The 18,871-nt window shown below is 73.4% G+C and carries 15 protein-coding genes, 1 rRNA gene and 2 pseudogenes; 5 read left to right on the forward strand and 13 right to left on the reverse strand.

The features are described 5' to 3' along the window. Positions 1-188 (reverse strand): 16S ribosomal RNA (locus T328_RS19085); the annotation flags it as partial. Between the two features lie 627 nt (positions 189-815). On the opposite strand from T328_RS19085, the gene trpS reads away from it, so the two are divergent. Continuing rightward, positions 816-1,892, forward strand: coding sequence for a tryptophan--tRNA ligase (gene trpS, locus T328_RS19090; RefSeq protein WP_496497296.1), 1,077 nt, complete (start codon positions 816-818; stop codon positions 1,890-1,892). On the opposite strand, the gene T328_RS19095 is transcribed toward trpS, so the two are convergent. Both T328_RS19095 and T328_RS19100 read right to left on the reverse strand, forming a co-directional pair. Then, on the reverse strand, positions 1,870-2,028 hold the full coding sequence (locus T328_RS19095) for a hypothetical protein (protein ID WP_496497297.1): 159 nt from the start codon (positions 2,026-2,028) through the stop codon (positions 1,870-1,872). The two genes, trpS and T328_RS19095, sit on opposite strands and share 23 nt — an antisense overlap. A 24-nt stretch (positions 2,029-2,052) precedes the next feature. After that, positions 2,053-3,900 carry a sensor histidine kinase gene (locus T328_RS19100; RefSeq protein ID WP_496497298.1) on the reverse strand — a complete coding sequence of 616 codons (1,848 nt, stop codon included), beginning with the start codon at positions 3,898-3,900 and terminating at the stop codon, positions 2,053-2,055. A 109-nt stretch (positions 3,901-4,009) separates the two neighbouring features. Here T328_RS19100 and T328_RS19105 point away from each other — a divergent pair, with 109 nt between their 5' ends. Then, on the forward strand, positions 4,010-4,735 hold the full coding sequence (locus T328_RS19105) for a DedA family protein (protein WP_496497299.1): 726 nt from the start codon (positions 4,010-4,012) through the stop codon (positions 4,733-4,735). On the opposite strand, the gene T328_RS19110 is transcribed toward T328_RS19105, so the two are convergent. From T328_RS19110 to T328_RS19145, 8 genes and pseudogenes are all read right to left on the reverse strand, one after another. Further along, entirely contained in the window at positions 4,732-5,472 is a 741-nt protein-coding gene (locus T328_RS19110; RefSeq protein WP_496497300.1) for a response regulator, read from the reverse strand. The genes T328_RS19105 and T328_RS19110 overlap by 4 nt on opposite strands. An 11-nt stretch (positions 5,473-5,483) precedes the next feature. Next, on the reverse strand, positions 5,484-6,311 hold the full coding sequence (gene proC / locus T328_RS19115; protein WP_496497301.1) for a pyrroline-5-carboxylate reductase: 828 nt from the start codon (positions 6,309-6,311) through the stop codon (positions 5,484-5,486). A 222-nt stretch (positions 6,312-6,533) separates the two neighbouring features. Beyond that, a pseudogene (locus tag T328_RS19120) lies at positions 6,534-7,716 on the reverse strand (RNA-guided endonuclease InsQ/TnpB family protein). Positions 7,717-7,884: 168 nt separating this feature from the next. Then, positions 7,885-8,079: pseudogene (locus T328_RS19125) on the reverse strand (ATP-binding cassette domain-containing protein); the annotation flags it as partial. Next, positions 8,063-10,231, reverse strand: a complete 2,169-nt coding sequence (locus T328_RS19130; RefSeq protein ID WP_496497302.1) for an MMPL family transporter — start codon at positions 10,229-10,231, stop codon at positions 8,063-8,065. The gene T328_RS19130 and the pseudogene T328_RS19125, both read right to left, overlap by 17 nt. 178 nt (positions 10,232-10,409) lie before the next feature. After that, the gene (locus T328_RS19135) at positions 10,410-10,703 is read right to left on the reverse strand and encodes a hypothetical protein (RefSeq protein ID WP_496497303.1); all 294 of its coding nucleotides are present in this window, start codon (positions 10,701-10,703) and stop codon (positions 10,410-10,412) included. After that, the gene (locus tag T328_RS19140) at positions 10,700-11,104 is read right to left on the reverse strand and encodes an ArsR/SmtB family transcription factor (RefSeq protein ID WP_496497304.1); all 405 of its coding nucleotides are present in this window, start codon (positions 11,102-11,104) and stop codon (positions 10,700-10,702) included. The genes T328_RS19135 and T328_RS19140 overlap by 4 nt, the downstream gene beginning before the upstream one ends. Positions 11,105-11,221: 117 nt before the next feature. Further along, positions 11,222-12,436: an MFS transporter gene (locus T328_RS19145; RefSeq protein ID WP_496497305.1), complete on the reverse strand. Its 1,215-nt coding sequence runs from the start codon at positions 12,434-12,436 to the stop codon at positions 11,222-11,224. A 143-nt stretch (positions 12,437-12,579) separates the two neighbouring features. On the opposite strand from T328_RS19145, the gene T328_RS19150 reads away from it, so the two are divergent. Continuing rightward, complete coding sequence (locus T328_RS19150; protein ID WP_496497306.1) at positions 12,580-13,179, forward strand: TetR/AcrR family transcriptional regulator; 600 nt, start codon at positions 12,580-12,582, stop codon at positions 13,177-13,179. Between the two features lie 54 nt (positions 13,180-13,233). Here T328_RS19150 and T328_RS19155 read toward each other — a convergent pair whose 3' ends face one another. Further along, the gene (locus tag T328_RS19155) at positions 13,234-13,737 is read right to left on the reverse strand and encodes a hypothetical protein (protein ID WP_496497307.1); all 504 of its coding nucleotides are present in this window, start codon (positions 13,735-13,737) and stop codon (positions 13,234-13,236) included. A gap of 112 nt (positions 13,738-13,849) precedes the next feature. Further along, on the reverse strand, positions 13,850-15,712 hold the full coding sequence (gene ilvD, locus T328_RS19160; protein WP_496497308.1) for a dihydroxy-acid dehydratase: 1,863 nt from the start codon (positions 15,710-15,712) through the stop codon (positions 13,850-13,852). A 171-nt stretch (positions 15,713-15,883) separates the two neighbouring features. Here ilvD and radA point away from each other — a divergent pair, with 171 nt between their 5' ends. Then, on the forward strand, positions 15,884-17,338 hold the full coding sequence (radA, locus tag T328_RS19165) for a DNA repair protein RadA (RefSeq protein WP_496497309.1): 1,455 nt from the start codon (positions 15,884-15,886) through the stop codon (positions 17,336-17,338). Between the two features lie 109 nt (positions 17,339-17,447). After that, positions 17,448-18,572, forward strand: coding sequence for a DNA integrity scanning diadenylate cyclase DisA (gene disA / locus T328_RS19170; RefSeq protein WP_496497310.1), 1,125 nt, complete (start codon positions 17,448-17,450; stop codon positions 18,570-18,572). Positions 18,573-18,871 lie beyond the last annotated feature (299 nt).

The raw sequence follows: 18,871 nt of genomic DNA on the forward strand, positions 1-18,871 counted from the left end.
CGCCCAAAAGTGAACATCCGGTATTAGACCCCGTTTCCAGGGCTTGTCCCAGAGTGCAGGGCAGATTGCCCACGTGTTACTCACCCGTTCGCCACTAATCACCGGCCGAAACCGGATCATCGTTCGACTTGCATGTGTTAAGCACGCCGCCAGCGTTCGTCCTGAGCCAGGATCAAACTCTCCGTAAATGCATACAATGATCTGCAGCACTACAGAAACGAGTCTGCCTCGCTACTGCTGTGTCACTACATCAAACACTTGGCATCGACTACTTGGCACACTGTTGAGTTCTCAAAGAACGGACACTTCCATCAAAACCCTCACCAGGCTTCTCCGGGCGTTTCCCTTCGGTGTGCCATAACCGTAGCGGATTGTCCCCCCGGCGCAAAATCCGGCCACCCGCCGAAAAGAACCGGGCATGCCGATTCAACCCCGACGAAAGGGAGTCGATCACGAAACGAGTAGATGACACGAGCCGCCCCTCCGGGACGGCCACCGTCGCACTGCGGAACCTCACCGGCCCCGTGGCAACCCGGAGAACGTTACGGTTCCTTGACGGGCTTGTCAAGCTCCAACGGACGAGTCTCGGCCTCGGCCGGACAACGCGCCTGCGGCGTACCGCCGGGGGTACGGTAGGGAGCATGACAGCGCACGCGCGAACCCAGCAGTGGTGGGCCGCCTGACGGCGGCCGACCTGGGTGCGTGTGTGCGCATGACTTCGACGGCCGCCGATTCGGCGGCCGTTTCGCGTAGCTCCCTCGCTCGCCGGCCGTCGATGCGGCGGTCTCCGGCAGAGGACGAGAGGGACGACGACGATGACGACGGACGGACCGGACGGGCCGCGGGGCTCGCGCGTGCGGATCTTCAGCGGGGTGAAGCCCACCGGGCATCTGACGCTCGGGAACTACCTGGGTGCCGTGCTGCGCTGGGTCGAGGTGGATCAGCATCGGGCCGACGCGCTGTTCTGCGTCGTCGACCTGCATGCCATGACCGTCGCGTACGAGCCCGCGCGGCTGCGGCGGCTCAGTCGGCAGGCCGCGCAGCTGCTGCTCGCCGCGGGGCTCGATCCCGAGGCGTGCACCGTGTACGTGCAGAGTCACGTCGACGAGCACGCGCGGCTGTCGTACCTGCTGGAGTGCACGGCCGCGGACGGTGAGATGCGGCGGATGATCCAGTACAAGGAGAAGGCCGCGCGGGAGCGGGCCAGGGGCGGGAGCGTGCGGCTGTCGCTGCTGACGTATCCGGTGCTCATGGCCGCCGACATCCTCGCCTTCGGTACGGACGAGGTGCCCGTCGGCGACGACCAGGCGCAGCACGTGGAGCTGACGCGGGATCTGGCGCAGCGGTTCAACCAGCGCTACGGGCGGGTGTTCACCGTGCCGCGGGTGACTCGTCCGCCGGTCGCCGCGCGGGTGATGAACCTGCAGGACCCGGCGTCGAAGATGGGCAAGTCCGACGACGCGGCGGCGGCGCGGGCCGGCATTGTGCATCTCCTCGACGAGCCGGACACCGTGCGGCGGAAGGTGATGCGGGCGGTGACGGACAGCGGTGGTGAGGTGGCGTACGACCCGGAGGCGCGGCCGGGGGTGGCGAACCTGCTGGAGATCCTGGCCGGGTGCACCGGGCGGAAGCCGGTGGAGCTGGCCGGCGAGTACGCCTCGTACGGGCAGCTCAAGCGCGATACCGCCGAGGCGGTGGTGGAGACCCTGCGGCCGGTGCGGGAGCGGCATGCGGAGCTGAGCGCCGATCCGGCGTACGTCGACGGGGTGCTGCGGCGCGGGGCGGAGCGGGCGCGGGGGATGGCGCGGCCACGGGTGGATGCGGCGTACGACGCGGCCGGGCTGTTGCCCGCCTTCGGGGGTGAGGCCGTCAGTTCGCCGGGCGGACGGTGAGGCTGCCGTCGCCCGTGGTGGCCTTGATGCGGTGCGGGCTGTCGGGGTCGTGCGGGACGGTGACGTCGGTGCTGCCGTCGCGCAGGTCGGTGAACCTGGTACGACGCCTTCGGTACCTCGACCGCCAGCCCGCCACGCTACGGATGGGGCGCCGTACGGCCTACGGGTCGGCGTCGACCATGTCCTTGTGGGAGAGCCGGTCGTCGGTGAAACAGAGGCGGTAGGCCGGGTCGAGGGAGAAGAGTTCGGTGCGGTAGATGACGCAGTCGTCGGTGCCGGGCGGGTCGGCGGGGGCGGCGGAGGGGCGGGTGTTGACGTCGGCCTCGTAGGCGGGGAGGCGGCGCTCGACGCTGTCCCGGGGCTGGCCGATACGCAGCGTGTCGTACGTGTCGGCGTCGAGGACGGAGCGGTGGGAGGTGTAGAGATCGGCGCCGAAGAGCAGCGCGCCGAGGACGACGATTCCGACGACCGGGATCCAGATCGCGTCCAGGATGCCGCGTCGTACGCGGCGGCGCGCGGCGGCCAGTTCGCGCCGGGAGGCGTACTCGCGCGGCGGCGCGGGGGCGGCGCCGGGGGCGAGGGGGAGGCGGGCGGTGACGGCGAAGCCGCCGTCCACAGGCTGTGCACGGAGCGTGCCGCCGGCGAGGCGGACGCGCTCGTCCAGGCCGACGAGGCCGTAGCCGCCGGTGGTGGGTGACGTTCCGGGGGCCTTTGCCGCCTTTGCGGCGTCCGGTGGCGGCGGGGCGTTGACCACGGTGACCTCGACGTGGTCGGCGTCGCGGCGGAGGCGGACGGTCACGGGTGCGCCGGGGGCGTGCTTGGCGGCGTTGGTCAGGGACTCCTGGACGACGCGGTGGATCGCCCGGTCGGCCAGGGCGGGCAGAGGAGGACGGTCTCCCTCTCCGTCCCGTACCAGCTCCACCCGCATCCCCGAGGCCGCCGCCCGCTGGACCAGCTCCTCCACCCGGTCGTCCGCCGGATGCACCGGCGCGCCCTCGCCGTCCTCGCGCAGCAGGCCGATGACCTCGCGCAGCCGCTCGGTGGCGGTCGCCGCGGCCGTGCGCAGCTCGGCGGCCTCCTTGCGGGCGGCGTCGTCGAGGCCCGGGGAGACCTGGAGGGCTGCGGCGCGTACGGCGATGAGGGTCAGCTCGTGGCCGAGGGAGTCGTGCATGTCGCCGGCGATACGGGAGCGCTCGCGCAGCCGGGTGCGGTCGGCGGTCAGCTCCTGCTCGCGCTCCAGCCGCTCGGCCAGCTCCCAGCCGGTGCGGACGAGGGCGGCGTGCTGGCGCGCGTACCGGCCGAGGAGCCACGGCAGCACCATCGCGAAGAGCACGGTGATGACGAGCGTCGCCCAGCCGGCGAACGTGGCGTCGGGGACCGCGCGGGTGAGCACGAGGCCGGCCGCGGTGATCGTGCCGAAGAGGAGGAGGGCGTGGCGCGGGCGGTCCGTGCGGCGGCCGAGGAGGAAGGAGAGGGCGACCTGGGCGAGGACGAACTGGTTGGTGAACAGCTCGGGGGTCGCGGCGAGGGCGAGTGCGGCGGGGATCGCGGCGGCGAGCAGCGGGCGGGGGCGGCTGACGGCGACGGCGAGGGCGAGGAGGGGGACGGCGGCGATGCGTATCCAGCGCAGGTCGACGCCGGCGGCCTGCTCGACGCCGGGGAGGCCGCCGGCGGTGACGGCGGGGAGGGTGAGGACCAGCCAGAGGAGCAGGTCGGCGGCGCGTTCGCTGCGCAGGACGCGGCGGAGGGCGGTGGTGGGCTTGGGGTCGCGGGGCTTGGGGTCGCGGGGCTTGGGGTGGCCCTGGGGATCGGCTTGGCCGGGGGGCCCGGGGGTGCCGGACCTCCCGGAGGTCCCCGGGAGGCCGGGGGTTTCGGGGTGTTCGGGGTGTTCGGGGTGGCCGGGAGCGGTGTGGTCGCCGTCGGGGCGTACGCCCTTGGGGCGGCGGGGGCGTAGGCGGTCGGGCAGCGTGCGACGCAGGGTGCCGTGCGGCCGGTCGGTGCCGGTCATGCGGCCACGGTACGGGGGGCGGGGGCCGCCGGGCACCTGACGAAAGTCATGTGGAAGTCCTGACTTCGGTGCGCAGCGGCGCGCGGGCCGCGTTCCTAGCGTGACCGGCATGAATGACGCGATCATCCACGCCGTCGAGGGCGTGGTCAGCACCCCGTGGGTGTACCTGGCGCTTTTCGGCATCGCCGCGCTGGACGGCTTCTTCCCGGTGGTGCCGAGCGAGACGCTGGTGATCACGCTGGGGGTGTTCGCCGCGGCGGACGGGCAGCCGGACGTGGTGCTGGTGGCGGTGGTGGCGGCCGTGGGGGCGCTGACCGGCGACCACGTCTCGTACGCCATCGGCCGCCGCGCCGGTCCGCGGATCTTCGAGCGGCTGCGGGCGGGGAGCCGGGCACAGCGGGCGTACGAGCGGGTGGGGCGGATGCTGGCGGAGCGGGGCGGGCTGGTGCTGGTCGTGGCCCGCTACATCCCGGGCGGCCGGACGGCGGCCACGCTGACGACGGGGGCGACGGGCTTTCCGCGCCGGACGTTCACGCGCTACGCGGTCCTCGCGGCCGTGACCTGGGCGGTCTACGGCACGACGCTGGGATACCTGGGCGGCGCGGCCTTCGAGGACGAGCCGCTGCGGGGCGTGGCGCTGGGGCTGGGGCTGGCGTTCGGCATCACGCTGCTGCACGAGGGCGTACGGGCCCTCCGCCTGCGGCGCGCGGGGCACCCTGCGGGTGGCGGGGCGGTCGGCGCGGGGGCGCGCCTCGCGGCGGGCGGACACGGTGCGAGCGCCGACGGTGCGGACAGCGGGGGTGCGGACGCCGGGCGCGGTGGTGCCGCGGCTTAGCGCGGGGCCTGGGCCGCGGCGGGCGGGTCCTCCTCCTCGGTGCCGGCCAGGCCCGCCTCGTAGGCGAGGATCGCGGCCTGGACCCGGTTCTTCAGCTCCAGGCGCGCCAGCACCTGACTGACGTACGCCTTCACCGTGCCCTCCACGAGGTGCAGGCGCCCGGCTATCTCCGCGTTCGACAGCCCGGCGCCGACCAGGGCCAGCACCTCGCGCTCCCGCGGGCTGAGCGCCGCGGCACGCTCGCGCGCCTCCTTCTCGCGGGTCAGCCGGCCGCCGCTGACCCGCTGGATGACGCGGCGGGCGACGTGGGGCGAGAGGTACGAGGCGCCGCCGGCGGCGGCGCGGACGGCGGCCATCAGCTCGTACGGATCGCCGGACTTGAGCAGGAAGCCCGCGGCGCCGCTGTCGAGCGCGCCGGCGATGTACTCGTCCTCCGAGAACGTCGTGAGCATGACCACCGCCGTCCCCGGCGCGGCGCGGCGCAGCTCCGCGGCGGCGCCCAGGCCGTCGAGCACCGGCATGCGGATGTCGAGCAGGGCGACGTCGGGGCGGTGCCGCCGGGTCAGCTCGACGGCCTCGCGGCCGTCGCCGGCCTCGGCGACGACCTCGATGTCGTCCGCGGCGGCGAGGATCGCCCGCACCCCGCCGCGGACCATGGCCTCGTCGTCGGCGAGCAGGACCCGGATCGCCTCGCGCCCGGGCGCCTCCTGCGGTGACTGCGGTCGCTGCGGTGGCATCGCCGGGCCCCCTACGCGCGCTTGCCGCCGGAGGCCGGGCCCGTGCCCAGCTCCCTGCTGCGGTCGCGGGCCGCTTCGATCGCGGCGATCAGGGCCGCCCGTACGCCGTGGTTCTCCAGCTCGCGGATCGCGTTGATCGTCGTACCCGCCGGGGACGTGACCGCCTCGCGGAGCTTGACCGGGTGCTCGCCGCTGTCGCGGAGCATGACCGCCGCGCCGATGGCGGCCTGCACGATGAGGTCGTGCGCCTTCTCGCGCGGCAGGCCCAGGAGGATCCCGGCGTCGGTCATGGCCTCGACGAGGAAGTAGAAGTATGCCGGGCCGGAGCCCGACAGCGCCGTGGCGGCGTCCTGCTGGGCCTCGGGGACGCGCAGCGTCTTGCCGACGGGCTTGAAGATCTCCTCGGTCCGCGCCAGGTGCTGCTCCAGCGCGTGCTTCCCCGCGGAGATGACGCACATCCCCTCGTCGACGAGCACCGGCGTGTTCGGCATGACGCGCACGACCGGCGCGCCCTCCGGGAGCCGTTCCTCGAAGAAGCCCGTCGGGATGCCGGCCGCGGCGGAGACGACCAGCCGGTCCGCCGGCGTGTGCGGCGCGAGGTCGTCCAACAGCGTGCCCATGTCCTGCGGTTTGACGGTGAGGATGAGGGTGTCGGCGCGCTTGGCGGCGTCGGCGTTCGACACGGGCTCGACGCCGTAGCGATTGCGCAGCTCTTCCGCGCGGTCCGGGCGGCGGGCGGTCACGAGCAGGTCGTCGGGCGACCAGCCGGCGCGGATCATGCCGGAGAGCAGCGCCTCGCCGATCTTGCCGGCGCCGAGTACGGCGACTTTCTGGGTCATGCCGTCCATCCTCGCACCGCCCCCCGACACCCCGCCGAGTTATCCACAGCCCGGACGCGGCCACGGGTCGCGGCGTACGCCGCCGCAGGTCACGCCGTACGCCGCCGGAGCGTCACCGCCCCCAGGCCGAGCACCAGCAGCGCGCAGCCGCCGACCACCACGACGTCGCGGAGGAAGTCGCCGTTGACATCCTCCCCGCCCGGAGGGGCGGGGATTTCTGGCTCAGGCTGCCTGCGGGAGCGGCGCTCCCGGAGGTCTTACGCCCTCGGCACCAGCCGGGTTGAGACCAGCCCGGACCAGCATCACGTGTGCGGAGTTCTTGTCCCTGGGGGACACCGCTCCACAGGCGGTGCAGGTATACGTTCGCTCGGAAAGGGGGAGTGCGTGCTTGGTTCTCGCTCCGCACCGTGCGCAGTCCATGGTGGTGTGCGCGGGGTTGACCAGGTGCACTGTCCGGCCGTGCTTGCGTGCCATCTGAAGCAGCGCCGTCTTCGTCGCGGCGATCGCCGCGTCCGCGGCTTTACGGGCCATGGTCGACTTGGCCAGGAACTTGGGCCGGAAGTCCTCCACGGCAAGGTGGTCGTGGTCGGTCACGACACGCTTGGCCCATTTGCGGGCGGTGTCCTGACGCTGCCGGGCGATCTTCTTGTGCACCTTCGCCGCCTGCGCCTGCGCCCTGCGGTACCCCCGGATCTGCGCCTTACCCCTGGGCCGGCGGCGCCGGGCCATCTGCCGCTGGTAGCGGGCCAGACGCTGCTCAGCACGCTCGCCGTGCCCGGCATGCGGAAGGTCGTGCCGGTCGCTGGTGGTGGTCGCGATCTCCCGCACACCCCAGTCGATGCCGATCACACGCCCGGTTTCCCCCAGGGCCTCGGTCGTCGTGGCGACGACGAAGCTCGCGTGCCAGTGCCCGAGGCTGTCGCGGTAGATCCGCACCGAGGAGGGGGCGGTCGGAAGTTCGCGGGACCACACCACCGTCACGGCGATACCGCCCGCCGGGTGCAGCCGGCCGTCCCGAAGGCGGAACCCGCGCCGCGTGTAGTTCATCGACGGCCGCGCCTCACGCTTCTTCTTGTACCGCGGCATCCCCGCACGCCGGGGCACCGGCAGCCGGGCCTTGATGTCCTTCAAGGCTTTGGCGCGGGAGGTGGCGAAGTCACGGATGGTCTGCTGCTGCGGCACCGAACCCCCCGCGCGCAGCCACGCGTTCGCGGCACGGGCCCCGGTCAGCATCTTGTCCAGCCGCGCCGGGCCGCACTTCTCGCCTTCGGCGTGGGCCTTCTTCGACCGGGCGCAGCACTGTCGAGACCCACCGGCACCGCGCCCACTCGGCAAGCAGCGCCGCCTGCGCGTTCGACGACACCCGCAACCGGTACGTGTACCGGGCGTGCCCGATCACCGTCATACCCCCAATGATCGCAGGCCAGAAGGGAGTTCGTATCGTGTTTCGGCATAATGTCGGATACGTGGTGCACCGAGTTCAACCAGCGGGCGAATCGGCTAGTCCCGCCCTGCCCCGCAGGGGTCCGGATTCCTCTCCGGCCTGAAGGCCGGGGCATCCTCGGAGACACCCGGTGACGCAGCCGATGCGGTGGCGCAGGGAGGCGGCGCCGGCGGGTTCGCCGAGCACGTCGAGGGTGCCGGTGACGCGCGCCTGGGTGCCGACGACCGCGCGCATGAGGGTGGTCTTGCCGCAGCCGGAGGGGCCGAGGAGGTACGGACCACGCGTCCCGTCGTACGGGCCGCAGCCCTCAGGCCCGTACGCGATCCGCCTCCGGCTGCGCGCCCGCCGCGCCGCCGGACGCCCGGTCAGCCGCCGCGCGCTCCCCCACCCCCGCGGTCTCGCGGCGGAACAGCGCGCCCGGCCACCATGTCCACCGCCCCAGGTCGAGCGCCAGCGCGGGCACCATGACCGTACGGACGAGGAAGGTGTCCAGCAGCACGCCCACGCCCACCAGCACACCCATCTGCGCCATCGTCACCAGCGGCAGCCCGGCGAAGACCGCGAACGTCGCGGCGAGCACGATCCCGGCGGACGTGATCACCCCGCCCGTCGACGTCAGCCCGGCGATGACGCCCTTCGCGTGCCCGTGGACCGCGACCTCCTCCCGGACCCGGGTCATGAGGAAGATGTTGTAGTCGATGCCCAGCGCGGTCAGGAACACGAAGCCCATCAGGGGGATGGACCAGTCGACCGCGGCGAAGCCGAAGACGTGGTCGAAGAGCAGGTACGACGCGCCCAGCGCGGCCACGTTCGACAGCACGGCGGTCGCGAGCAGCACCAGCGGCGCCACCAGCGCGCGCAGCAGCCCGATCAGCACCAGGAAGACCACCACCAGCACGATCGGCACCACCGTCCGCAGGTCGCGGTCCGCCGCCCGCTGGGTGTCCAGCGCCTCCGCCGTCGTGCCGCCGACCAGCGCGTCCGCGCCGTCGACCGCGCCCACGGCGGCGCGTAGCGCGTCGACGGTGTCCTTCGCCTCGTCGCTGTCGGGTTCGTCGTCGAGGGTGACGCGCAGCGCGGCCAGTTCGCCGTCGCGGGTCGTCTCGCCGTCCGCGACGCCCGCGACGCCCGCGACGCCGGGCACCTTCCCGGCCGCCGCCCGTACGGCGTCTTCCGCGCCCGCGTGCGTGACGATGTCGGCGGGGTCGGAGGCGCCGGAGGGATAGTGCGCGGAGATGCGCTCCTGCGCGACGACCGACTCGGGCTTGTCCTGGAACAGCTCCGACTGCTTGAGCCCGAAGTCCATGCCGACGACGCCGACGGCGAGCAGGGCGGTCACGCCCAGCGACATCAGCCACGACCGGCGCGGCCGGCGTGCCACCGCGGCGCCGATCCGGGACCACGCCGTGCGGTGCCCGTGCGCGGGCATGCCGTGGCGCGGGACGAACGGCCAGAAGACCCACCGACCGAAGATCACCAGCAGCGCCGGCAGCACCGTCACCAGCGCGAGGAACGCGCACACCGCGCCCACCGCGCCGACCAGGCCGAGCGAGCGGGAGGAACTGATGTCGGCGAAGTACAGGCAGGACAGGCCGACCGCGATGGTGGCGGCGGAGGCGAGGATCGCGGGGAAGCAGCGGCGCAGCGCCAGCCGCATGGCCGCGTGCCGGTCCTCGTGGCGGTGCAGCTCCTCGCGGTAGCGGGCGATGAGAAGCAGCGCGTAGTCCGTACCGACGCCGAAGACGAGGACCATGAGGATCCCGGCGGACTGCGGGTCGACGGGCAGGGAGGCGTGCTTGGCGAGCAGGTAGGTGGCCGCCTGGGTGAGGACGGCGGCGAAGCCGACGGCCAGCACGGGCAGGAGCCACAGGACGGGACTGCGGTACGTCATCAGTAGGAGAACGGTGACGACGGCCAGGGTGGCGAGCATCAGCGTCGCGTCGAGCGAGTCGAAGACGGCGACGGAGTCGGCGAGGGACGCCGCCGGGCCGCCCACCGCCACGTCGACGCCGGGCGGGGCGCCGTCGGCGGCCACGTCCCGTACGGCGTCGATGGTGTCCCCGAGGTCGTCCTCGTCGGCGATCGGCACGACGGTCATGAGCGCGCCGCCGTCGTCGGACGGCACGGGCGGCGGCACGCGCTCGCCTTCGGCGACGTACGGCGCGAACGCCCGCACGTCGGCCGCCGCCTGCTGCCGGCCGGCGTCCGTCATCGTGCCGTCCGGCACGCTGTAGACGGCGACGGCGGGCATGATCTCGTCGTCGGGGTCGCCGCGGAACTTCTCCAGCTCCGTGTTCAGCTCGGCGGACTCCGCGCTGCGTGGCAGAAAGGCGTTGGGGCCGGTGTCCTCGACGTCGCCGAGCTTGCCGGCCAGCGGGCCGAGCGTGGCGACGAGGAGTATCCAGACGGCCAGTACCAGCCATTTCGTCCGGCGTCCTCCGGGGGCAGTCACGAGCTGCTTGATCCGAGCGGACATGGGATGGTCTCCTTCAAGAGAAGTGGATCGGGCGCACGGCTGCCCGGCACCGCGGCCGCTGTGGTTTGCCGACCAGGCCGTGGCGCGGGGGGTGTGCCGGGGATTGCTTCGTCCTCGTACGGGCCGGAAGTTGCCGCTTCCGGCCCGTGCGCGTATCGCTCGTCAGGCGGGGCGAGGGCTATTCGACCTCGCGCATCATCCTCTCCATCGAGGTGAGGGAGCGCCGCGCCTCGGTCAGCTCGTCGATGCTGCGGCGGTGGAGTTCGAGGTTGTCCTCCAGCAGCTGCTGGTACTTGATCGTCAGCTGCCGGTACTGCTCCTCGCGGGCCGCGATCATCTTGGCCCGCCAGGTGGCGGCGATCTGCCAGACGACCACGATCAGCAGCGCGAAGAACCCGGCCGCGGCGACCGCGCCGACGAGGGCGCCGACCGTGTCGCCGCTGTCGGCGAGGTGCACCGTCTGCTCGTTCATGAGGCTTCCTCTTTCACCGTCTCGGGCTTCCCGGTGCCGGTCTGGTCCTTCCCGGGCGGCGGGCCTTCGGGCTCGCCGTCACCGTCGCCGATGGTGCGGGCGGCCTCCTCGATCAGCTCGGGAGTCAGCTCGTACCGGAACGGGACCACCTCGTAGAACTTCATCGCCTTGCCGTCCTCGGACAGCTCCAGCGAGCCGGTGATGAGGCCCGCGGCCTCCAGCCGCTGCAGGTGCATGTGCAGCAGCGGGCGGCTCATGCCGATCTCGCGGGCCAGCCGGCTGACGTAGTTCCGGCCCTCGTGCAGCGCGGCGACGATCCGCAGCCGGTGCGGATTGCCGAGCGCCGCGAGGATCTTCAGCAGTTCGTCCCCGGTCGGGGCCGGAGCGGGCGTTTCAGCCATCTGCGGCCCCTTCGCTTCGTGCGTCGGTGTGTAAGTCAAAGCTGACAGGTGTCGGAAGTACCTGTCAAAGCGAACTGACACATGTCCGGGACGACTGGGGGTGACCCCGGGCACGGCTCAGGGTTTCCCCTGAGAAGCGCGCCGGGAAGCCGCCCCGAACAGCGCGAGCGCCACGGCCTGCGCCGCCGCCGCGCCGGCCGGCAGCGCGCCGCTGCCGAGCGCGTCGAGCAGCACGCCGCCGACCGCACCGCCGGCGGCGACGCCGAGGTAGACGGCGCTGCTGTTGAGCGCGAGGGCCTGGGCGCCGGCCGGGCCGGCGAGCCGCAGCAGCCGGGCGCTGGCGGCCGGCGGGATCCACCAGGCCGCCGCCGACCACAGCAGCAGCAGCGGCACCACGAGCACCAGCGGCGCGGGGCGCAGCGGCCAGCACGCGACGAGCCCGAGCATCACGAACGCGAACGCCCCGCAGCCCATCAGCAGCGCGCGCTCCGCGCCCCAGCGGTCGGCGGCGGGGCCGCCGAGCTGGCTGCCGGCGATGCCGGCCAGGCCGGCCAGCACGAAGATCACGCCGAGGCCGGTCGGGCCGATGCCGGCGAGGTCGCGGAGGTAGACGGCGAGGTACGTGAGCACGATGAGGTTGCCGAGTACGGCGACGGCGGTGCCGGCGAGGCCGACGAGCAGCGCGGGGCGGGCCAGCGGGGCCAGCCGGTCGGCCAGCCGCAGGGCCGCGCCGCGGGGCGGCTCGGGCAGCGTCGCGTACAGGGCGGCGAGGGAGGCGACGCCGAGGAGGCCGCCGAGGACGAACGCGCCCTGCCAGCCGGCGACCGCGCCGGCCCATGTGCCCAGCGGCACGCCGAGCAGCAGCGACGTGGTCAGCCCGGCGAAGACCACGCCCATGTAGCGGCCCTGCCGCTCCGGCGGCGCGAGGGCCGCGGCGGCGCCGAGGGCGCCGGGCAGCACGACGGCGGCGGCGAGCGCGGCGACGACGCGCAGCGCCATGAGGAGGGGGAACGAGTCGACGAGCGGCATGGCGAAGTTCGCTGCGGCGAACACCGCGAGGGCGACGGTGAACAGGGGCCGGCGGGGCCAGGTCGCGGTGACCACGGCGGCGACGGGGGCGGCGAGCGCGAACACCAGGGAGAAGACGGTGACGAGCTGGCCGACCGCGGCCTCGGGCACGTCGAGGTCCTCGGCAATGCCGGGGAGCACGCCCGCGACGAGGTAGTCGTCGGTGGAGAATGCGAAGGTCGTCAGCGTGAGCGCGAGCAGCCAGCCCGGCAGGGAGCGGCGGAGGGGGGACGCGGTCTGCTGCGGGGCGGGATTCTCGTCCATAGCCGTTAAGGTAACAGTCGTTACCTTAACGGCGTCCACCGGTTTACCGGCCGCCGTGTGCGTCCGTGTGCGTCCGTGCGTGCCCGTGTGCGTACGTACGACGTACGTACGCGGGCGGCCGGGTGAGACGTGCCAGGAGTGCCATGCCCAGACCCGCCGACCCGGCCCGCAAGACCGCCCTGCTCGACTCGGTGGTCGACTACCTCGTGGACCACGGGCTGGCCACCCTGTCCATGCGGCCGCTGGCCAAGGAGCTGGGCCAGAGCACGCGGGTGCTCACCCACCACTTCGCCGACAAGGCCGACCTGCTGGCCGCCACGCTGACGCGGCTGGACGAGCGGCAGCGGGAGTGGCTGGCGGGACTGCCCGGCGCGGACGGCGAGATGGGCATGGGCGAGGTCGTACGGGCCACCTGGGAGTACCACCTGACGCCCGAGCACCTGCCGCTCACCCGGCTCGTCCACGAGATCGAGGGGCTCGCCGCCGGCGACCGGCTCGGCGGGGCGACGTCGCGGCTGCTGGCGGACCGGGTGGAGTTCGTCGCGGGCTGGTTCCGCGACCGGGGCGTGCCGGCGGAGGCGGCGACGGGCTACGCGACGCTGCTCAACGCGGCCTTCGCCGGGCTGCAGATCGACATGCTCAACACCGGGGACCGGGAGCGCACCACGGCGGCGGCGCACCGGCTGGCGGACTTGGCGGACGGGTGGGTGGCGGCGCACGCGGGGGCGCGGGAGGGGGCGTAGCGGGGCCGGAGGAGGAACGGAGCGGGGGCGGCCCGGGGCCCCGCGGGGCGGGCGTCAGCGGCGCTTCTTGCGCTTGCGCTTTGCCGGGTTGCCCGTACGGGACGAGCGCCGCCGCTCGTGCTGCCGCAGCCGGTGCTCGTAGTCCGTGCGCAGCATCCGCTCGCCCGGTGCCTCGACGAAGCTCCGCACCGTGTACGCCAGCAGCACGCCGACGAAGCCGATGACCCGGATCGGCCGCCACGAGCTGTCCGCCGGCCCGGCGTCGTGCGGGCGGCTGAAGCCGTTCAGGGTGCGGGTGAAGGCCAGCGAGCTGCAGACCGCGAAGGCGACGATCATCAGTAGTTGTATGAGGCCGCCGCTGTCCGTCAACTGCAGGCCGTTGTACGACAGCGCCAGCACGAACCCGCCGCCGCCGGCGAGCGCGAGGGCCAGGACGGCGACGCCGACGCGGCGGGCCCAGTAGCCGCCCGAGCGGTCGACCCAGGTGGTGCCGAAGAACCGCAGGGGCTCGGGCTGGGGCGCGCCGTCGGGGCTCTCGGGCTGTTCGTTGTCGCTCACGCACCCGATTATTGCGAAGCCCTCCGCGGCGTGTCGCGCCCCCCTCGGACCGCGCGGGCAAGGGACGCGCCCCGCCCAGCCCGCCGCGCTCAGCCCGCCGCGCTCACCGCGCTCAGCCCTCCAGCTTGGTGACGTCCCGCACCGCGCCCTTGTCGGCGCTGGTCGCCATCGCCGCGTACGCCCGGAGGGCCGTGGACACCTTGCGCTCGCGGTTCTTCGGCGCGTACCGCCCGCCGAGGGCCGCGCGGCGCTCGGCGAGCGTCTGCTCGTCGACCAGCAGCTCGATGGTGCGGTTCGGGATGTCGATGCGGATCGGGTCGCCGTCCTCGACCAGCGCGATCGCGCCGCCCGCCGCCGCCTCCGGGGAGGCGTGGCCGATGGACAGCCCCGACGTGCCGCCGGAGAAGCGGCCGTCGGTGACCAGCGCGCACGCCTTGCCCAGCCCGCGGCCCTTCAGGAACGACGTCGGGTACAGCATCTCCTGCATGCCGGGGCCGCCCTTGGGGCCCTCGTAACGGATGACGACGACGTCACCCTCCTTGATCTGCTTGCCGAGGATCTTGTCGCACGCCTCCTCCTGCGACTCGCAGACGACGGCGGGGCCCTCGAAGGTGAGGATGGAGGCGTCGACGCCCGCGGTCTTCACCACGGCGCCGTCCGCCGCGATGTTGCCCTTGAGCACCGCGAGCCCGCCGTCCTTCGAGTACGCGTGCTCCAGGGAGCGGATGCAGCCGCCCTCGGCGTCGGTGTCCAGGGACTCCCAGCGCTCGGACTGCGAGAACGCCGTCGCCGACCGCACGCAGCCGGGCGCCGCGTGCCACAGCTCGACGGCCTCGGGCGACGGGGAGCCGCCGCGGACGTCCCACCGCTTGAGCCAGTCCGCGAGCGAGTCGGAGTGGACCGCGTGCACGTCCTCGTTGAGCAGGCCGGCGCGGTACAGCTCGCCGAGGATGGCGGGGATGCCGCCCGCGCGGTGCACGTCCTCCATGTAGTACGTCCCGGTGGGCCCTGCCTTTGCCACGTTGGGCGCCACCTTGGCCAGGCACGGCACCCGGCGGGAGACGGCGTCGATGTCCGTCAGGCCGTAGTCGAGGCCGGCCTCCTGGGCGGCGGCCAGCAGGTGCAGGATCGTGTTCGTCGAGCCGCCCATGGCGATGTCGAGCGCCATGGCGTTCTCGAAGGCGCTGCGGGTCGCGACGTTGCGCGGGAGGACGGTCGCGTCGTCCTGCTCGTAGTACCGCGAGGTCAGCTCGACGACCGTGCGCCCCGCGGCCTCGTAGAGCGCCCGGCGGGCGGTGTGGGTGGCGAGCACCGAGCCGTTGCCGGGGAGGGAGAGGCCCATGGCCTCGGTCAGGCAGTTCATCGAGTTGGCCGTGAACATGCCGGAACAGGAGCCGCAGGTGGGACAGGCGTTCTCCTCGATGCGCAGCACGTCTGCGTCGGAGACGCCGTCGTTCGCCGCGTCCACCATGGCGTCGATCAGGTCCAGCTTGCGGACCGTGCCGTCCACGAGGGTGGCGCGGCCGGCCTCCATGGGGCCGCCGGAGACGAAGACCGTGGGGATGTTCAGCCGGAGGGCGGCCATCAGCATCCCGGGGGTGATCTTGTCGCAGTTGGAGATGCAGACCAGGGCGTCGGCGCAGTGCGCCTCCACCATGTACTCCACGGAGTCGGCGATGAGGTCGCGGGAGGGCAGGCTGTAGAGCATCCCGCCGTGGCCCATCGCGATGCCGTCGTCCACGGCGATCGTGTCGAACTCGCGCGGCACCGCGCCGGCGGCCTTGACCGCCTCGGAGACGATGCGGCCGACGGGGGCCAGGTGCGTGTGGCCGGGGACGAATTCGGTGAAGCTGTTGGCGACCGCGACCACCGGCTTGCCGATGTCCTCGTTCGCTACGCCCGAGGCGCGCATGAGGGCGCGGGCGCCCGCCATGTTGCGGCCGTGGGTGACGGTACGGGACCTCAGCGCGGGCATGTTTCCCTCCCGGGGAGCGGCACATCTGAGCTTCCGAGCCTACGCCCCCTGCCCACCCTCCGGACCGTTTGTCCACAGTCCGGACGCCTGGCGCCGCGGCCGGCGGACCCGGCGCCGTACCCCCCTGTGGATAACTCGGGCGGTGTCAGCGGGTCCCGCTACGTTAGGCGCATGGCTTCCCGTAAAAGCGGCGGCAGGGACCGCCCCGCGTACCGCTGCGCCGAGTGCGGCTGGTCCACCGTGAAGTGGCTCGGCCGCTGCCCCGAGTGCCAGGCGTGGGGCACGATCGAGGAGGTCGGCGCGCCCGCGGTGAAGACCACGGCCGCCGGCCGGGTCACGACTTCCGCGCTGCCCATCGCGCAGGTCGACGCCCGCCGCGTCGAGGCTCGCGGCACCGGTGTGCCCGAGCTGGACCGGGTGCTCGGCGGCGGGCTCGTGCCCGGCGCCGTGGTGCTGATGGCCGGCGAGCCCGGGGTGGGGAAGTCGACGTTGCTGCTCGACGTCGCCGCGAAGGCCGCGGTCGGCGGGGAGCGCACGCTGTACGTGACGGGCGAGGAGTCCGCCGGTCAGGTCCGGCTGCGCGCCGACCGCATCGGCGCGCTGAGCGACGGGCTGTATCTGGCCGCGGAGACCGACCTCGCGGCCGTCCTCGCCCATCTCGACGAGGTCAAGCCCGCGCTGCTGGTGCTGGACTCCGTGCAGACCGTCGCCTCCGGCGAGATCGACGGCGCCCCCGGCGGCATGGCCCAGGTGCGGGAGGTCGCCGGCGCGCTGATCCGGGCGTCCAAGGAGCGCGGGATGGCCACGATCCTCGTGGGGCACGTGACGAAGGACGGCGCCATCGCCGGCCCCCGCCTGCTGGAGCACCTGGTGGACGTCGTGCTGCACATCGAGGGCGACCGGCACGCCCGGCTCCGGCTGGTCCGCGGCATGAAGAACAGATACGGCGCGACCGACGAGGTCGGCTGCTTCGAGTTGCACGACGAGGGCATCATCGGCCTCGCCGACCCCAGCGGCCTCTTCCTGACCCGGCGGGACGAGCCCGTCCCCGGCACGTGTCTCACGGTGACCCTGGAGGGCCGCCGCCCGCTGGTCGCGGAGGTGCAGGCGCTGACGGTCGACTCGCAGATCCCCTCCCCGCGGCGCACCACGTCCGGGCTGGAGACCTCCCGGGTCTCGATGATGCTGGCCGTGCTGGAGCAGCGCGGCGACATCCGCGCGCTGTCGAAGCGGGACATCTACAGCGCCACCGTCGGCGGCGTGAAGCTCTCCGAGCCCGCCGCCGACCTGGCCGTCGCGCTCGCGCTGGCCAGCGCCGCGAGCGACATCCCGCTGCCGAAGAACCTGGTGGCGATCGGCGAGGTCGGGCTGGCCGGCGAGGTGCGGCGGGTGACGGGGGTGGCCCGGCGGCTGGCCGAGGCGGCCCGGCTCGGGTTCACGCGGGCCCTCGTGCCCGCGGACCCGGGCAAGGTCCCATCAGGCATGAAAGTAAGGGAAGTTGCGAACATAGGGGACGCGCTGCGCGCGCTGCCGGCCGGCCGGCAGCGCACCGGCGGTGGTTCCCGTGAGCCGAGCGGGGAAGGGGAGCCGAGGGAGTCCCGGCAGCCCGAGGAGGCACGCCGGTAGACTTTGCCCCGGTCTCTTCCGTGCGGGGGAGCGCAGGGGGCTCGTGCGTGCGCCGCCGGCGCACGCGTAGAGCGCCGAAACAACGACCGGAGGATTCCGGAGGATTCCAGTGGCAGCAGGCGACCGGGCAGGCGCCCCGGGCAGGGCCGGCGGCAGTCCCGGTTCCGACGCCGCGGTGCGGGCCGCGCTGAGCGCGGTCGCGCCCGGCACGGGGCTGCGCGACGGCCTGGAACGGGTCCTGCGCGGCAACACCGGCGGGCTCATCGTGCTGGGCACGGACAAGATCATCGAGTCCATCTGCACCGGCGGCTTCGTGCTGGACGTCGAGTTCACGGCGACCCGGCTGCGGGAGCTGTGCAAGCTCGACGGCGCCGTCGTCGTCGACGAGGACATCACCCGGATCGAGCGCGCGGGCGTGCAGCTGCTGCCCGACGCCTCGATCCCCACCGAGGAGACCGGCACCCGCCACCGCACCGCGCAGCGGGTGTCGATCCAGAGCGGCTTCCCCGTCGTCTCCGTCAGCCAGTCGATGCGGCTGATCGCCCTGTACGTGGACGGGCAGCGGCGCGTGCTGGAGGACTCCGCCGCGATCCTTTCCCGGGCGAACCAGGCGCTGGCCACCCTGGAGCGGTACAAGCTGCGGCTGGACGAGGTCGCCGGCACGCTCTCCGCGCTGGAGATCGAGGACCTGGTGACCGTGCGGGACGTCTCCGCCGTCGCGCAGCGGCTGGAGATGGTGCGCCGGATCGCCACCGAGATCGCGGAGTACGTGGTCGAGCTGGGCACCGACGGCCGGCTGCTGTCCCTCCAGCTCGACGAGCTGATCGCGGGCGTCGAGCCGGAACGCCAGCTGGTCGTACGGGACTACGTCCCGGAGCGCACCGGCCGCCGCCCGCACACCGTGGACCGCGCGCTCACCGAGCTGGACCGGCTCTCCCACGGCGAGCTGCTCGAACTGCCCATCGTGGCCCGCTCGCTGGGGTACACCGGCGTGCCCGAGACCCTGGACTCCGCGGTCTCGCCGCGCGGTTACCGGTTGCTGGCCAAGGTGCCGCGCATCCCCAGCGCCGTCATCGACCGGCTCGTGGAGCACTTCGGCGGCCTGCAGAAGCTGCTCGCGGCCAGCGTGGACGACCTGCAGACGGTCGACGGCGTGGGCGAGGCGCGGGCGCGGTCGGTGCGCGAGGGGCTGTCGCGGCTGGCGGAGTCGTCGATCCTGGAGCGCTACGTCTGACCGCCGTACGCGGGTGCCGCGGGCAGGGCGGCGCGGTGCGCCTGCCGCGGGCGCTGCGATGCGCCGTACCCGGGCCGCGGTGGGCCATACACGGGAGCCACGGTGCGCCATACGCTTTGGCGCCGCGGTGCGCAAAATACGCGGTCGCCGCGGTGCGCCATACCCGAGCGCTGCGGTGCGCCGTACGCGGGTGGCGCGGGCGGGGCGGCGCGGGTGCCCCGGGTGGGAGCGGGACGCCGGGAAACCGGCGAGACGCAGCCGGGCGACGGATGGGGGGTACGCCGTCAGCGGGCGATACG

The organism is Streptomyces sp. CNX435, from assembly GCF_059570575.1.

Excerpts from the sequence above, each read along its gene's own strand:
- trpS (WP_496497296.1), top strand. The coding sequence starts at position 816 with ATGACGACGGACGGACCGGACGGGCCGCGGGGCTCGCGCGTGCGGATC.
- T328_RS19100 (WP_496497298.1), bottom strand. The coding sequence starts at position 3,900 with ATGACCGGCACCGACCGGCCGCACGGCACCCTGCGTCGCACGCTGCCC.
- T328_RS19105 (WP_496497299.1), top strand. The coding sequence starts at position 4,010 with ATGAATGACGCGATCATCCACGCCGTCGAGGGCGTGGTCAGCACCCCG.
- T328_RS19110 (WP_496497300.1), bottom strand. The coding sequence starts at position 5,472 with ATGCCACCGCAGCGACCGCAGTCACCGCAGGAGGCGCCCGGGCGCGAG.
- proC (WP_496497301.1), bottom strand. The coding sequence starts at position 6,311 with ATGACCCAGAAAGTCGCCGTACTCGGCGCCGGCAAGATCGGCGAGGCG.
- T328_RS19130 (WP_496497302.1), bottom strand. The coding sequence starts at position 10,231 with ATGTCCGCTCGGATCAAGCAGCTCGTGACTGCCCCCGGAGGACGCCGG.
- T328_RS19135 (WP_496497303.1), bottom strand. The coding sequence starts at position 10,703 with ATGAACGAGCAGACGGTGCACCTCGCCGACAGCGGCGACACGGTCGGC.
- T328_RS19140 (WP_496497304.1), bottom strand. The coding sequence starts at position 11,104 with ATGGCTGAAACGCCCGCTCCGGCCCCGACCGGGGACGAACTGCTGAAG.
- T328_RS19145 (WP_496497305.1), bottom strand. The coding sequence starts at position 12,436 with ATGGACGAGAATCCCGCCCCGCAGCAGACCGCGTCCCCCCTCCGCCGC.
- T328_RS19150 (WP_496497306.1), top strand. The coding sequence starts at position 12,580 with ATGCCCAGACCCGCCGACCCGGCCCGCAAGACCGCCCTGCTCGACTCG.
- ilvD (WP_496497308.1), bottom strand. The coding sequence starts at position 15,712 with ATGCCCGCGCTGAGGTCCCGTACCGTCACCCACGGCCGCAACATGGCG.
- radA (WP_496497309.1), top strand. The coding sequence starts at position 15,884 with ATGGCTTCCCGTAAAAGCGGCGGCAGGGACCGCCCCGCGTACCGCTGC.